At 42.2% G+C, this 13,720-nt stretch carries 11 protein-coding genes and 2 pseudogenes; 6 read left to right on the forward strand and 7 right to left on the reverse strand.

The window, feature by feature from the left end:
- Positions 1-296: 296 nt before the first annotated feature.
- From BM283_RS10970 to BM283_RS20575, 4 genes and pseudogenes are all read right to left on the reverse strand, one after another.
- A complete protein-coding gene (locus tag BM283_RS10970) occupies positions 297-1,184 on the reverse strand; it encodes a hypothetical protein (protein WP_090693011.1) in 888 nt (295 codons plus the stop codon).
- A gap of 119 nt (positions 1,185-1,303) precedes the next feature.
- Positions 1,304-1,735: a KGG domain-containing protein gene (locus tag BM283_RS10975; protein ID WP_090693013.1), complete on the reverse strand. Its 432-nt coding sequence runs from the start codon at positions 1,733-1,735 to the stop codon at positions 1,304-1,306.
- 211 nt (positions 1,736-1,946) lie between these two features.
- The gene (locus tag BM283_RS10980; protein WP_254776338.1) at positions 1,947-2,285 is read right to left on the reverse strand and encodes a hypothetical protein; all 339 of its coding nucleotides are present in this window, start codon (positions 2,283-2,285) and stop codon (positions 1,947-1,949) included.
- A gap of 3 nt (positions 2,286-2,288) precedes the next feature.
- A pseudogene (locus BM283_RS20575) lies at positions 2,289-2,471 on the reverse strand (DUF4372 domain-containing protein); the annotation flags it as partial.
- A gap of 379 nt (positions 2,472-2,850) precedes the next feature.
- On the opposite strand from BM283_RS20575, the gene BM283_RS18105 reads away from it, so the two are divergent.
- Entirely contained in the window at positions 2,851-2,991 is a 141-nt protein-coding gene (locus BM283_RS18105) for a hypothetical protein (protein WP_302848288.1), read from the forward strand.
- Between the two features lie 8 nt (positions 2,992-2,999).
- A pseudogene (locus BM283_RS20025) lies at positions 3,000-3,770 on the forward strand (IS30 family transposase).
- Between the two features lie 126 nt (positions 3,771-3,896).
- Here BM283_RS20025 and BM283_RS11000 read toward each other — a convergent pair.
- A complete protein-coding gene (locus BM283_RS11000; protein WP_090693022.1) occupies positions 3,897-5,144 on the reverse strand; it encodes a TraB/GumN family protein in 1,248 nt (415 codons plus the stop codon).
- A gap of 805 nt (positions 5,145-5,949) precedes the next feature.
- Here BM283_RS11000 and BM283_RS11005 point away from each other — a divergent pair.
- Positions 5,950-6,585, forward strand: coding sequence for a DedA family protein (locus tag BM283_RS11005; protein ID WP_090693024.1), 636 nt, complete (start codon positions 5,950-5,952; stop codon positions 6,583-6,585).
- A 214-nt stretch (positions 6,586-6,799) separates the two neighbouring features.
- On the opposite strand, the gene BM283_RS11010 is transcribed toward BM283_RS11005, so the two are convergent.
- On the reverse strand, positions 6,800-9,445 hold the full coding sequence (locus tag BM283_RS11010; protein ID WP_090693027.1) for an MMPL family transporter: 2,646 nt from the start codon (positions 9,443-9,445) through the stop codon (positions 6,800-6,802).
- Positions 9,446-9,893: 448 nt separating this feature from the next.
- On the opposite strand from BM283_RS11010, the gene BM283_RS11015 reads away from it, so the two are divergent.
- Together BM283_RS11015 and BM283_RS11020 are read left to right on the forward strand one after the other, a co-directional pair.
- On the forward strand, positions 9,894-10,874 hold the full coding sequence (locus BM283_RS11015; protein WP_090693030.1) for a sulfite exporter TauE/SafE family protein: 981 nt from the start codon (positions 9,894-9,896) through the stop codon (positions 10,872-10,874).
- Between the two features lie 469 nt (positions 10,875-11,343).
- Positions 11,344-11,817 carry a universal stress protein gene (locus BM283_RS11020; protein WP_090693031.1) on the forward strand — a complete coding sequence of 158 codons (474 nt, stop codon included), beginning with the start codon at positions 11,344-11,346 and terminating at the stop codon, positions 11,815-11,817.
- A gap of 33 nt (positions 11,818-11,850) precedes the next feature.
- On the opposite strand, the gene BM283_RS11025 is transcribed toward BM283_RS11020, so the two are convergent.
- Positions 11,851-12,651: an outer membrane protein assembly factor BamD gene (locus BM283_RS11025; protein ID WP_090693034.1), complete on the reverse strand. Its 801-nt coding sequence runs from the start codon at positions 12,649-12,651 to the stop codon at positions 11,851-11,853.
- Here BM283_RS11025 and rluD point away from each other — a divergent pair.
- Positions 12,650-13,687, forward strand: a complete 1,038-nt coding sequence (gene rluD / locus BM283_RS11030; protein WP_090693036.1) for a 23S rRNA pseudouridine(1911/1915/1917) synthase RluD — start codon at positions 12,650-12,652, stop codon at positions 13,685-13,687. The genes BM283_RS11025 and rluD overlap by 2 nt on opposite strands.
- The last annotated feature ends 33 nt before the right edge of the window (positions 13,688-13,720 follow it).

The raw sequence follows: 13,720 nt of genomic DNA on the forward strand, positions 1-13,720 counted from the left end.
TATTGGAAATTTTTCAAGAAGAAAATCCTGTATGGGCGCTACTATGAAACTTTTTCACTTTTCAAAAGTGCTTGCCAAGCTTTTTTTACAGCAACCGATCATTACGAAGCAGAATTACGCACATTATTAACTGATAATTTCCAAATCATTGGTAGCACCTGAGTGCCGAAATTTCATGTGCGATGGGTATAGTTTTGTGTGTGCTGATTAAGTGTAGAGAAATGAGGATGTATTCCCAAAAATGAAAATCTCCGCAGCAAACGCTGCAGAGATCTGCTACTTTTATTTTGTATAGATTAAACATGCTGAACAGAAGAAGCTAATTTCCTGGCTCCATATCTGGCGCCAATGATGCTTGCAACTAATGCTACAATATAACTTATAAGCATTAACCAGAGAATTCCAGCTGCATATTCTCTGGCTTGATCAGCTTTCCTCTGAATGTCCTTACCAACATTATCTGCTTTGGTTTTTACTGAACTGACCAGTTCATCGATTTCTTTTTCATCTAAATCGGTATTACTGGCAATAATTTCCTTCGCCTCCTTCTCATCACCGCGTATTAATGCAGCCGCGATTAAACCTAAAGCTTGTGGATCAATTTGTTCGGAAGCTTTCTCTAATTTTTGCTCATCTTGAGAAGTTCCTTTTCTAATACCCTGCTTTATTGAACCAATTAAAGGCTGTAACGAAGAAGGTAATTGTGATATTGCTCCTTCTTTACCGGATGAAACTGCTTTCGTTATATTCGTGCCAGCTGTAGCTGTGGTTTTTATCGCCCCGGCTGCAGAACTCAACAAACTGCTAACTCCCATAGAGGCCAATATTACGGCAATAATAATGGTAATTGACCACACCACTACGCCATGCAAGGTCGCTGCACGGTGGTCAGTATTACCTGAAAGCTTACCGGCCAGGATGCCGCCTAGAAAATACACAATAAAGGCGGTCACAATATACCATCCATATAATGCAAAACTAACGGTTAATCCTTCTGATTTGGTATCTATATCTTTGATGTCAGGAACCTCGACGATACTGAAGCCAATCGCCGCGCTGAGAGTGAATATTAGCCAGCTTAAGGCATAAATAAAAACCAGGGCCGCAAAAACAGCGCTCCAATTAATTGTCCACCAATCTGTGCGTGAAGATAGCACTACGTTTCCTTGTGTATGAGTACTCATAGTAAACTCCTCTTAGTCTTAGCAATGGATGCAGAGTAATTCCAGATATAGCCAACACAATACTTATGTTGACACAGAGATAACGAGCAGATGAATCTGCTCGTTGTTATTACGACTGGTTAGCGGTTTTTATGGCTTTGGCTGCCTGCTTTCGCATGCTGCTCAGATGTCCCGCCACGGGTAGAGGAAGATGATTCATCATCTTCCTCAGAGCGGCCTTTGCCACCTGACTGTCCACCTTTGCGACCTGCCTCACGCGCCTCTTCCGAGCTAAACTCATGGGCTGTACCTCTTTCATGGGCAGCATAACCTCCTTTTCTGCCCGCTTCACGCGCCTCTTCAGAAGTAAACTCATGAGCCGTACCCTTCTCGTGAGCTGCACGGCCCGCCTCGCGAGCTTCTTCTGAATTGAACTCATGCGCAGTGCCCTTCTCGTGAGCTGCACGGCCGCCCTTGCTCGCAATTTCACGCTGTTTTTCTTCGTCCATAGAAGCAAAACCACGCTGGCTGGTGCCCTTGTTGTCCTCATCCTTTCCTTTATTCGAAGGCATAATTGCTCTCCTATTCGGTAATTTCAAAAAACATCTATGATGTGTTTCGGCTCTTTATCGCTGTTTTGATAAAACCAGGACCATCTTTAGCGTACGCTCCGAAGCGGGTTTTCTCTGTGCGCAAGCGTACATACGCCGAAATTAAAATTAAAGCTTGAGTACAGGGCGAGCTATTCTCAAGAAAGCAAAAAAGTACTTAATTGCCACAACCCTAGCCGTCTACATGCTGCGAGGAGATCACTTCAAATACAGTATTGGCTTTCATGCGCACGGGCCTCACCCATCTCAAAGAAGTAGGAATACAGGCATGCAGGTCGTAGACAGTATGGAGTTTTATACCTGCCTTAGTGGAACGAAACTTAGCCCAGGCATAGTGGTGGAGATTCAAATCCAGTGTGGTGGAATCAGTCAACCGCACGATCTCGTTCGCAGACGGCAGGTTACCTTGAAGCTTGTGGATCAACCAGAACATGATTTCGCGAAAGAGGCCAGGCGCACGCTGCGCGTTAGCATCTGCCAGTGTGGAGCGGCGAATCAGTGTCGCTCCCAAGTGAAAATGGCAAGTAGCATGACTATTGAAAGCTGCTGGCAGATCGTGAAGTGAAACGCGTTGCGCCAGTTGCGCATAAATCAGCGCTACAAACTGCGTCTAACAGTTAAGTGTCCGTATGCGGTGATCCCCTCCATGGCGTGCTACGGCTCGATCAAAACGATAACGGGGAATGTACTTGAGCAGTTGATGTCATACAGTGTTAAGATACTTTAGGCTTAAGTCCTTGAATTGGAAAATTGCTGTTTCGAACACATCAATTTTACTCCATCCCCAAGCCCACTCAGGCTTTATCTCTCAAGGGCTTAGGGTTAACCGGACAGTAGTGACCCAAAAATTATTTTATCTAGAGATTGTCTAGTATTAATAAAAGGTGAATTCGTATCATAAGTGCATAACCCGTTTATCAAGCCGGGATGCATGCCAACCGAAGCAGCCAAGAGCAAGGCATGGTAAAAGGCATTCCGACATACCACTGACGGGAGACTTTATGGCTTATGCACAACTACCCTTGCGGAGAGGAATTATATCGAAATGCGTTTAAACAGGGGGAGTCGCAGAATCGATAGCACGGGATATGAACCGTTCTCAATCCACCATTAGCCGAGAACTTACACAGAACATGGGACTGCGTGGTTACCGCCATACGCAGGCGAACAGGAGAGCCAAACAACGCCATGCAGTCAAACCCAAAGCCATCAAATAACAAGTGAGCTGACGGGTCATATCGACATGCTGCTTCAGCAGCAGTGGAGCCCCGAGCAGATCGGCGGCAGGCTGAAACGGGAAGGTAAGAATAGTGTCTGCCATGAAACCATCTATCAGCATATCCAGAAGGATCAACGGGCAGGCGGTCAGCTATACCTGAACTTACGCCACCATGCGAAAAAGTACCGTAAACGCTATGGCAGTATCACAGGCAGCTGCAAGGACATCCCCAATCGGGTAGACATTGATAAGCTCCCTGAAGTACCAAACCGACGAGAGCGGTTAGGTGACTGGAAAGCAGACACCATGATTGGCCAGGGCACAAGGGTACGTTAGTTCGTCACATTGGATGAGCGCAAATCCAAGCTACGCCTTGCCCTACTAGTGGCAAACAAAACTGCAGAGGAGGTGGTATGCGGTATCAACACTCTTCTGGGCGTATTCAAGGATTGGGTACAGACGCTCACCTTTGACAATGGCAAGGAGTTCGCTAAGCATGAAGAAGTAGCGAATATTCTTGAATGTGAAACTTATTTTGCTAAACCCTATCACGCGTGGGAGCGTGGCCAGAATGAGAACGTCAATAGACTGTTACGCCAATACTTCCCTAAAATGATGGGGCTGCTGGATGTGACCACCGGGCAGGTATTAGATGCTGTACACAAACTTAACAACAGGCCAAAAAAGTGCCTGGGATTCAGGACGCCTTACGAGGCGTTCCGGAAATTGTCAGGCACAGATGCTGAAAAATTGGTGGGTTATACACTTATTACTTGAATCCAAGTTTTTTTATTCATCAGATGATATTAATTGCATTTCCAATCAAGCAGCGGTCAAATCAGTGCTAGATTCACTCTCTTATTCCACTATTTGGCTGCTTATTCCATTTTTTCTTAAAAGGTATCAGCCGCCAATGATTAGTTCAACTATTTTATAACCTGCTATATAGGTGCCAATGGCTGATCCCACTGAAGAAAGCAGAAATATCAGTAAAATACGTGTTACTCGATTATGCCACCAGCCTTTTAGGCTAGCCGTATCACTTCTAAGGCGACTAAAATCACCCACTGTAGGTTTGCGTAAATAGGCCTCTACTAAAGCTGTAAACATTCCAACGCCTGTTGTAGGATCAAGAGAGGTAATTGGAGCAGCTAGAAAAGCAGTTAAAATGGTGAGTGGATGAGCGAGTGCAATGGTAGCACCCACAGCAGCTAGGCCACCATTAATGAGTATCCAATCGATTATCATTGACATACCAACCTCAGGACTACGCATAAACCCTATTGTAAAGCCTGTCAGCACCATGGTTACGATCACCCATGGTAGAAATTTAAACCAATTGGTGGATTCTGGAATAGTGTCAAGCTGCTGAATGGCTATATCCGGATCGTTAACACTGCCGTTCCTCATAATTTGCTCTATCCCTTTCAAGTGCCCTGCACCTACCACGGCAAGGGTATGTTGATAGTTGTTTTCTACACATTCTTTCAAGAGGCGTGCCGACATATATTCATCACGTTCACTGATGAGTGGTTTAAATAAATGCTTTTCATTTTCTGCAAACTCTGAGAAAGCACTCTCCAGCACATCACCTTCTTTTAATCGCTCGATTTCTTCAGCACTCACTGTTTCCCGTGTAATAATGCTGGCGAGCAAGCCACTATATAATTCCATACGTCTCCACCACGGTACGTTGTGATAGATGCGCTTAAGAGTAATTCCAATTTCTCTATCAATGAGCAAAACGGGTAATTTAGCTTCTGTTGCGTCTTTAATAGCTGTTCGCATTTCTGCGCCGGGTTCGACACCTAATCGTTCAGCCATTCTCTGCTGAAAAGCTCCTAGCGCCAGACTGGCAGCAACCATACTTGCTTGACCTTTTTTAATGACCTGGAAGAGATCCATTTTACTTAATAGATCTGGATCAACAATGGCCTTATGACGGCTTGGGCATAATTCGACAGCCACTGCGTCAAATTCGCCAGTGGCAATCAATTCTTTCACTTTGTCCGCGCTTGTTTGGGAAATATGCGCGGTACCGAGGATGGTAATTTTATGACCATCTACTTCAAAAGTCTTGATTGGTTCTGTCTCAATCTCTTTTTTTATTTTTACCGGGGGTGGTATCTGTTCTTGTATTAATTCAGACATTATCGATTAAGGCTTGAGGTAAGGTTATTTTAATTAGTAGAAATATCGCTAACTCAATTTTTGTAACTAAAGATATAAGCCTTGATTTATTCAGACTGATCAGTCATCAACAGGCAGTATAATCGACATCACAAGTAGAGAACGGTAGATGTTAAGTGAAAAAATTAATTAGCTTTATAATTCTATTTATTCGATGTTACCACATACAAAAAGTATTAAAGCTGTGAAAGTTCGATACTTTTTATTGCTGGAAATCTGCATGAAAATATCATGTCAATCATCAGAATTCAAATTTGCGACATTGCTGTCCATTACCAGTCAGCCAGTTATTAAAAATAATTGATTCTTAATCAGATAAGATAAGCACGTATTAGAATAATATGCATCCGCTGGTATTTCATCTCAACGCATTGAAAATCTATTCGCAGCATACATATAGAGGCGCCCTTAATTTCATTTCTATATCAACACTGATTTTGTTGGCTTCATCTTGCCGCATTATTAATACCGTCTTAATACTACCTACGGCTCGCCTTCGCGTCATTTTTGGTTTATAAATGGCAATATAAATTATGTGATTGCTAATTCTCACTTTCGATCAATTCTATTTATATTGATAGAGAGATGTATTCAAGAACACCTAATATTAGGTTTCAAAATAATATGAATATCTAATTTTTTAGTGCCAATACGTTGCTCAAGCTAAATATTGCTTTTTGGCTGCTTCTCAATGTGTTCAATAGCATGCTAGATTCTCTAGCTCATCCTTTTTTTAATATGGAAATTACTTTTTTATTCTACGCTTATGTTTCTTATTGATTTTATTCTCCATATTGACAAGTATCTTCATGAACTCGCATCAGAATATGGGCTATGGCTTTATGGCATTCTGTTTTTAATTATATTTTGTGAGACGGGGCTTGTCGTGCTTCCCCTGTTGCCCGGTGATTCTCTATTATTCGCTGCAGGTTCTCTCGCATCGTTACCAGAGTCACAACTCAATCCGCATTTTTTACTTACTGGATTGTGCATCGCAGGTATTTTAGGGGACAGTGTAAATTACTGGATCGGTAAAAAAATTGGACCAAAAATTTTTATTTCGCCAGAGTCTCGCTTCTTTAAACGTGAGTATTTAGACAAGACCCACGCCTTTTACCTCAAACACGGAAGTAAAACCATTATCATTGCTCGCTTTATTCCTATTATTCGCACATTCGCTCCATTTGTAGCGGGTATTGGGACCATGCCCTACCGTACTTTCATTATATATAACATAATTGGTGCTGTACTGTGGGTAGGGTTATTTGTTTATGCCGGGTATTATTTTGGGCAACTCGCATTTATTCAGAAAAACTTCAAATTTGTTATTTTTGCAATTATCATTCTGTCAATATCGCCGCCCATCATTGAATATCTCAAACATCGCTATAAAAAACAATGAAATAGATTGCAATGAATTAAGATCAAGGCTTCTGCATTATCAAAAACCGATTATTCTATTTCTAAATCACACCTGACTTTGTCGGCTTCACCTTGTCACATTATTGATACTGTCTGAGGTTCACCTCCGCGTCATGTTTGATCTGGAAATAGAATTACAATTTCAGATAATTGACAATGCGTTTCTCAGTAAAAAAGTTTAACGTAACCAAAATTCATGATTTGGCATACTGAGCAGGAATCCGTAGCAGTGCTGGTAAGATAATGAGAGTACAAATCAACGTAAAAGCTAATCCAACAGTAAGTAACGCACCCATGCTGGCGGTACCTTTGTGCGGTGAGAACATGAGGCTTGCAAAATCAACCAAGGCAGTTAAAGCGCTATAAAAAATAGCGCGCGCAGTACTTGTGTGGATCAGGATTTCGCTTTCCTGATGGTTATCTAGGCTTCGGTGCACCATATGCAAGCTGCTATCAATACCCAGGCCAAGTAATAACGGCAAGGCGATAATATTAGCAAAGTTAAACGGTATATCCAGCAAGACAGTGAAAACACCAGTAAATACACTAGACAGCAAAAGTGGAATTAGTACAAGTAAAGTATATTTTATGCTGCGCAATAATATCAGAAGAGCTACTGTGATCCCTACCAAGGCTAAAGAAAAAGCTTGAATGAATGCTTCTACTACTGCCTCACCTGCCTCAAGACTTACCACCGGCATTCCGGTTGCATGCGGCGCTATTTGCTGCACTGCTCTTACGAAGCCCGCCAATGCTTTGTTGTCACCGATATCTTCTGATGGGTATACCGCAATTCGATACTCTCCTGTATGGCTGAGCCAACGTCTGCTGAGTGGTTCGGGCAGATCTTGTTCGCTAAAGGGTGTGGCTTCAACCGAAGTGCGTAAACGCTGAATGGCAATGGGTAATGTATAAAGTAAATCCTCTTCTATTGAATGCAGTAATTTTTTCTTATCGCTGAGATCCATGCTGTCTAACAGGCTAAACAGTTTTGCAAGAGATGTTTTGAGTGTACGCGCAGAATCAGATAGGGAGGATTCGGGGTGTTCCTTAATATAGTGACCTAATGCTGTACTCAAAGCATTTAATTCTTCGAGCTGCTGCATCACCATTTGCTTATCTGTCGAAGGCTCCGATAATGAGAGTATGAGCGGACCGATGATAAGTGCCATTTCCTCAATAACTGAAAGCTTCTCTTCCTGCTCCGTTGGTACAAAATCAAGAAATGTAATTATTTTGCCTACCTCAGGAAGCTCAGCCAAGCGATCTTTTAATTGTCGCGCTTCTTCACGATCCTTGGTTAACACGATTGCATACCAGGGAGAATGTTCAGGGAGCGCTAGTAACTCCCGAAAAGTTTGTACCGCTTTTCCTTTCGGGTCTTGCATATTAAGTAAATTGTAGTCAAACCTTATCTGAGGCAATAAAGCGATAGCAATAAGTAGCAATACCAAAATAGCGGCATACGTCAATTTGCGCCAATTTAAAGAAAACTCAAGTACTTTTCCCAGAGAGCCCCTGTTGCTCGTTTCAGAAATAGGTCGTTTCGACAAATATCGTAACAGAGCAGGACCTATGATGAAGGTAACCAGCAAACTGATCAGCATACCCGTGCCGGAAATAATGCCTAATTCCGCTACTCCACTGTAACTGGTGGGTATAAATGCATAGAAACCAATCGCATTGGCAATTGTGCATGCAGCCAATGCACTCCCGGCTTCGCCACCCGCCTTATACATGGCTTCTGTTGAAATTTGACCATTCTCTAACACTTCACGATATCGTAACAAAAAGTGAATAGCGAAATCTGCGCCAAGACCTATGTATAGCACTGCAAAAGCAATAGAGATAACATTCAGTTGACCAATGGCAGCGGTAGCAAAGGCTGCTGTAAGCAACAATCCTAACGTTAAGCAAAGCAATACGGCAAGCACCATACCAATTGAGCGCATTGCAAAATAGAGGACTATTGCTACCAGCACGAAGGTGATAATTCCAGCATATTCCATGCCACTGAGTGAGCTCTTGAGCTCATCATTAGCTAATGCCATATCACCTGTAACACGAAGCTGAATTGGACCATCTTCTGTTAAACCAATCTCTCTCGCCGCAGCATGAACTGCAGATATAGCCTGTTCACTTGCAAAAAGCTGAGAGTAATCTGGTCTTGGTTTTACCAAAATTATTTCTTGATAACTATTTTTCTGTGGTTCACCGCGAAAAAGTGTCTGCCAGGATAGCTGCTGTGGCTTCCCTGCAAGCCGCGCATCCAGAGTATCGCTCATACTTTTTAACACCGGCCCCAGCTCCAAGTTACGCCCTTTACTTAATTCTTTTATTGCTCCAGTAAGCACTGAGGAAAAAGTATGGAGTGATGGATTATCAGCAATACGCGCGATTAATGGTTGTGCCTCTGCCAGGCGATCAGTAATGCGTTCGAGTTCTGAAATATTCTCGTAAAGTAAGCCATTGCGTTCAAAAAAAACATCAACATTGGGAGCATAAACATCAATAAAATTCTTAGGGTCTTTTTTCAAGCGCGCTGCAAGCTGACCAGCAGCAGAATAAGCCTGCTCCGGTGTAGGCGCATCCAACACGAGCAGCAGAATATCCATCTCCTGAGGAAATGTTTTATTATAGTGTATGCTATTAGCACGAAATGGCAGATCCTTAGAGAGGATATCTGTAGTATCCGTATTCATACCGAGGTTGCGCACGACATATACAGTGCTAGCTATAGCTATCAGGAATGCCGCAAACAGAATCCAGGGAGCATGGTGGTAGGAGAAGCGGGCGCATCGGGCAAAGGCTCTATAGGTATAACTGTGTGAAGCTTCCATTTTTAATTTCCTTCTGGAAACAATCTGAGAAATTTAACTTTAAACTGCCAGTGTGCCGGTGCTAATTCCATAATGATAGAATTTAAACGGGTTGCTGACAGTTTCTGCTGGAGAAAAAAGCTGAGAGTATTTCATAATAGGGGGCGTTATTCAAACCCTTAAGAAGCTCAGCAGCCATAAGTAAGTTAAGAAAGTATAGTCGACTGATTCGATTCTATTTAGCCAGATCAGTAACTTTCCAACGACCTGTTTGATGAAACTATTAAATTACCCTGGCGCTCCCATAAGCGCTAATTATTGAGTATATTTATCAATGTTCCTTCGTATTTATCGGACTACACTCATCAGCGTTAGAAATTTTTCATATAAGCTTATTACATAATATTATTTCTCATTTAGCTTGAGCAAGACTATAGTGCCAGGCATTTAAGGCTATTAAGTTAAGCTCATGAAAATCCGCAATTTGGACTTGACACTCAATCCGATAAATGAAGAGCACCAACAATTTGGGCTACCACCTGTTGAAGATACGGTATCTCACTTAGAGGCACACCCTTTTTTACGTGCTTCCGTCTGGTTTGCTGCCATTATTTTAATTTCGCTTATTTTATTTCTGATTGGTCGCTTCTTTCTTGCACAGGATTGGATCGATAGTTGGTTGATCATTAATGGTACGCTCGATAGCAGAGTTTTTTGGAGCGCTGTTGCCGTTGGTTTTCTCGCACAAGTAATCGATGGTGCATTAGGCATGGCCTATGGCATTACAGCAACCACTTTTTTATTAGCATCAGGTGCAAATCCCGCAGCAGCTAGTGCTAGTGTCCATATTGCTGAGATTTTCACAACCGGGGTTTCAGGCATTGCTCATGCCAAATTTGGCAATGTGAACAAACACCTCTTTACGCGCTTATTGTTACCAGGCATGCTGGGCGGTATATTAGGTGCAGTATTAGTCACGCATATAGACGGTACATTATTTAAACCTTTTATCTCGGCTTATCTGCTTCTGCTAGGAATTTATATCCTGAGTAAGGCTTTTCGTCAATTAAATATTCGAAAAGAAGCTCCAAAACATGTAGGTAAACTGGCACTTTTTGGTAGTTTTATGGATGCTGCTGGTGGCGGAGGTTGGGGGCCGATTGTAACCACAACTTTGGTGGGCACAGGTAATGATCCCCGCACAACAATTGGTTCAGTCAATTTTGCGGAATTTTTCTTGACACTGACTAGTGCAGCCGTTTTCGCATTACTGATGGAAACTAATACTTGGCCAATTATTATCGGCTTAATATTCGGAGGTTTATTTGCAGCACCTTTTGCAGCTATCTTATGCAAGAAATTTCATGCACGCACATTACTCATACTAGTAGGGATTTTGATTACTATCATTAGCTTATTTAATCTTTACAAGGCTTTTATCTCTTTATAAAAAAGAAACATTCGGCAGAACGCCATAGAATAGAATAAAATCATTACGATAAGAATGGTATTATGAGTTAGTTATAATGACACTTGTTATTTCATTTCTAAATCAAAACTGACTTTGTCAGCTTCACTTTGCCGTATTATTGATACCGTTTACGGCTCGCCTTCGCGTGATTTTTGATTTAGAAATGGAATGATTGGAATTTTAGCGGTACACTGACACTTTGCAAACAGGTTATCATCTATAATTTTTACATAATAAAGCTTGTCGCTGTCATTCTTGAATTCAGTCTGGTCGGCAAAAAATCTTAGTCATCTCCGCGTAGCGCAATAGGCCTCACCTATATAGCATCCATGCTTATAACAGTAAATACGATGAGGAATGTATTCCCTTATTCTTGTCTAATTTTCTATGGCAATAAGATAATTGTTTTTACCAGTCAGCATTATCTTGCTCAACCAAAAGACTAACTATGGCCGATTATCAGCATATTTTGTTAGCAGTCGATTTCTCAGATGAGGATACATATGTTGCCCGCAAAGCTGAGCGTTTGGCGACCTTCTTCAATGCGAAACTGAGCGTTATCCACATACTGGATAATATTCCAATGCCAGATACCGCCTATGGCACAGAGATTCCACTTTATTCGGATTCACCCTATGAACGGCTTGAAATAGAAAAAAATAAATTGATCCATACGGCTAATCAATTAACGATTGACCCCACCAATCTATGGTTAATCTGGGGCAAGCCAGAAGTAGAAATTATTCGAATTGCTAATAGAGAAGATATTGATTTGATTGTAGTAGGTTCACATGGACGACACGGCCTTGCATTGCTTCTAGGATCGACTGCCAGTGGTGTACTGCACCATGCCCAGTGCGATGTTTTGGCAGTCCGCTTACAAGATGAGTGGACTGAGTCGACAATATTCGCTTATTCCTAGAAATACTCGCGCTCCTTCCAACAGGTCACGCGATTACCATATTTTCCACCAGGATTCTTTCCCTAACGAATCTGAACCTGACAGGTATTCACTTTGAGGAAAATTCTTTCTCATGACCCTTTCCACATCTTCTCGTAAATCATTCATTCCCATCCTATCATAGGCTCTAGCCATGATGTACAAGGCCTCTTCTGTAGCAGGGGTTTGCGGATATTCTTCCAGAACATATTGCGCACGCCTGACCGCAGCGACATATGCTTTACGTTTCATATAATAGCGCGCAACATATATTTCACTTTTCGCGACCACGTTAACTAAATGTGCCATACGCTTAAGCGCATCAGGGGTGTACTTGCTTTTCGGAAAACGGGTAACCAGTTCTTTGAAATTTTCAAATGATTCACGCGATGCTTTCGAATCGCGCTCACTCATATCCTGATTAATAATTCTCGATGAGATATAGCCCAGGATACCCAAGTCATCATGAAAATTAGCTAACCCTTTAATATAATATGCATAGTCAACATTTGGGTGGTGTGGATAAAGCTGAATGAAACGATCTGCTGCCGCAATCGCCGAAGCCTGTTGCTGATCTTTATAATAGGCATATGCAATTTCAAGTTGCGCTTGTTGCGCAAACCGCCCATAAGGATAGCGCGCCTCCAGTGCTTCGAATAATTTTACGGCAGCTTCATAATTACCATTATTTAGTTCATTCTTAGCTTCAGAGTAAAATTTATTGGGAGACCATTGGCTATTGTCTGTTGTTTTTTCTTTCAATAAACCGCATGCTGATAACCCAAAAATTAAAATTAAAATTAAACGATGCCACATGAAATTTCCTATAGAAGCCAACAAACCTACTCAAGATTATAGCGTAAAGCCATCTTCATTCGCATTGGCTGAACAAACTGAATCGATTATTGAATTAGTTGCACCTCAAAATTGTATTGGGCTTCGTCTAGACTTAGTATTAGCACAATTACTGCCACAATGGTCGCGCAGCCGTTTACAATCATGGATACTTGAAAAACGTGTAAACATAGATGGCAAGATTGCCACACCCAAACAGAAAATTTGGGGGAATGAAAAAATTAGTGTTAAACCTCATATTGTACCAATCAACGAGTCGCATGTTGCAGAAGCAATTTCACTTGAGATCCTTTATGAAGATAATCACTTACTTGTCATCAACAAACCAGCAGGGATGGTGGTACATCCTGGCAATGGGAATTGGCAGGGAACACTATTAAATGCACTCCTTCATCACTCCAAACAGCTTAATGATATTCCCAGAGCGGGTATCGTCCATCGGCTAGACAAAGATACCAGTGGTTTACTCGTTGTCGCAAAAACAATAGAGGCCCAAACCAGTCTGGTGCGGCAATTGCAAGAGCATAGCGTCGAGCGGAATTATTTAGCAATCGTATTAGGTGAGGTCAAACAGAACGGTCATATCGATGCTCCCATAGGGCGACATCCCGTACAGCGCACCAAGATGGCTGTAACCATCCATGGCAAGCCAGCACGTACTTATTATCAAATATTAGAATCATTCAACGGTTGCACTCTGCTTCGTTGCAGGCTGGAAACAGGACGGACTCATCAGATCCGCGTACACATGCACAATATGGGCCATCCGCTCGTGGGAGATCCGGTCTACACTGGCAAAACCAGGAAACTACCTATGGAAATAGCGCGATTGATTACACAATTCCCGAGACAAGCTTTGCATGCACAACAGCTAGCCTTGGTTCATCCGCTGCATGGCAAAACAATGATATGGAATTCTGAACTACCGGAAGATATGAATATGTTGCTGCAGGGGCTACAACGATGTGGCATGCAGCCAAGCCTCTCATCATTTTAATTTCTTGAAAGAGAACGAGCTTACTGGGATATA

It is taken from the genome of Nitrosomonas sp. Nm34, from assembly GCF_900113925.1.
Lineage (GTDB): Bacteria > Pseudomonadota > Gammaproteobacteria > Burkholderiales > Nitrosomonadaceae > Nitrosomonas.

Bases quoted from the DNA above. Each gene is read 5' to 3' on its own strand.
- BM283_RS10970 (WP_090693011.1), bottom strand. From the start codon at position 1,184: ATGAGTACTCATACACAAGGAAACGTAGTGCTATCTTCACGCACAGAT.
- BM283_RS10975 (WP_090693013.1), bottom strand. From the start codon at position 1,735: ATGCCTTCGAATAAAGGAAAGGATGAGGACAACAAGGGCACCAGCCAG.
- BM283_RS11000 (WP_090693022.1), bottom strand. From the start codon at position 5,144: ATGTCTGAATTAATACAAGAACAGATACCACCCCCGGTAAAAATAAAA.
- BM283_RS11005 (WP_090693024.1), top strand. From the start codon at position 5,950: ATGTTTCTTATTGATTTTATTCTCCATATTGACAAGTATCTTCATGAA.
- BM283_RS11010 (WP_090693027.1), bottom strand. From the start codon at position 9,445: ATGGAAGCTTCACACAGTTATACCTATAGAGCCTTTGCCCGATGCGCC.
- BM283_RS11015 (WP_090693030.1), top strand. From the start codon at position 9,894: ATGAAAATCCGCAATTTGGACTTGACACTCAATCCGATAAATGAAGAG.
- BM283_RS11020 (WP_090693031.1), top strand. From the start codon at position 11,344: ATGGCCGATTATCAGCATATTTTGTTAGCAGTCGATTTCTCAGATGAG.
- rluD (WP_090693036.1), top strand. From the start codon at position 12,650: ATGAAATTTCCTATAGAAGCCAACAAACCTACTCAAGATTATAGCGTA.
- BM283_RS11025 (WP_090693034.1), bottom strand. From the start codon at position 12,651: ATGTGGCATCGTTTAATTTTAATTTTAATTTTTGGGTTATCAGCATGC.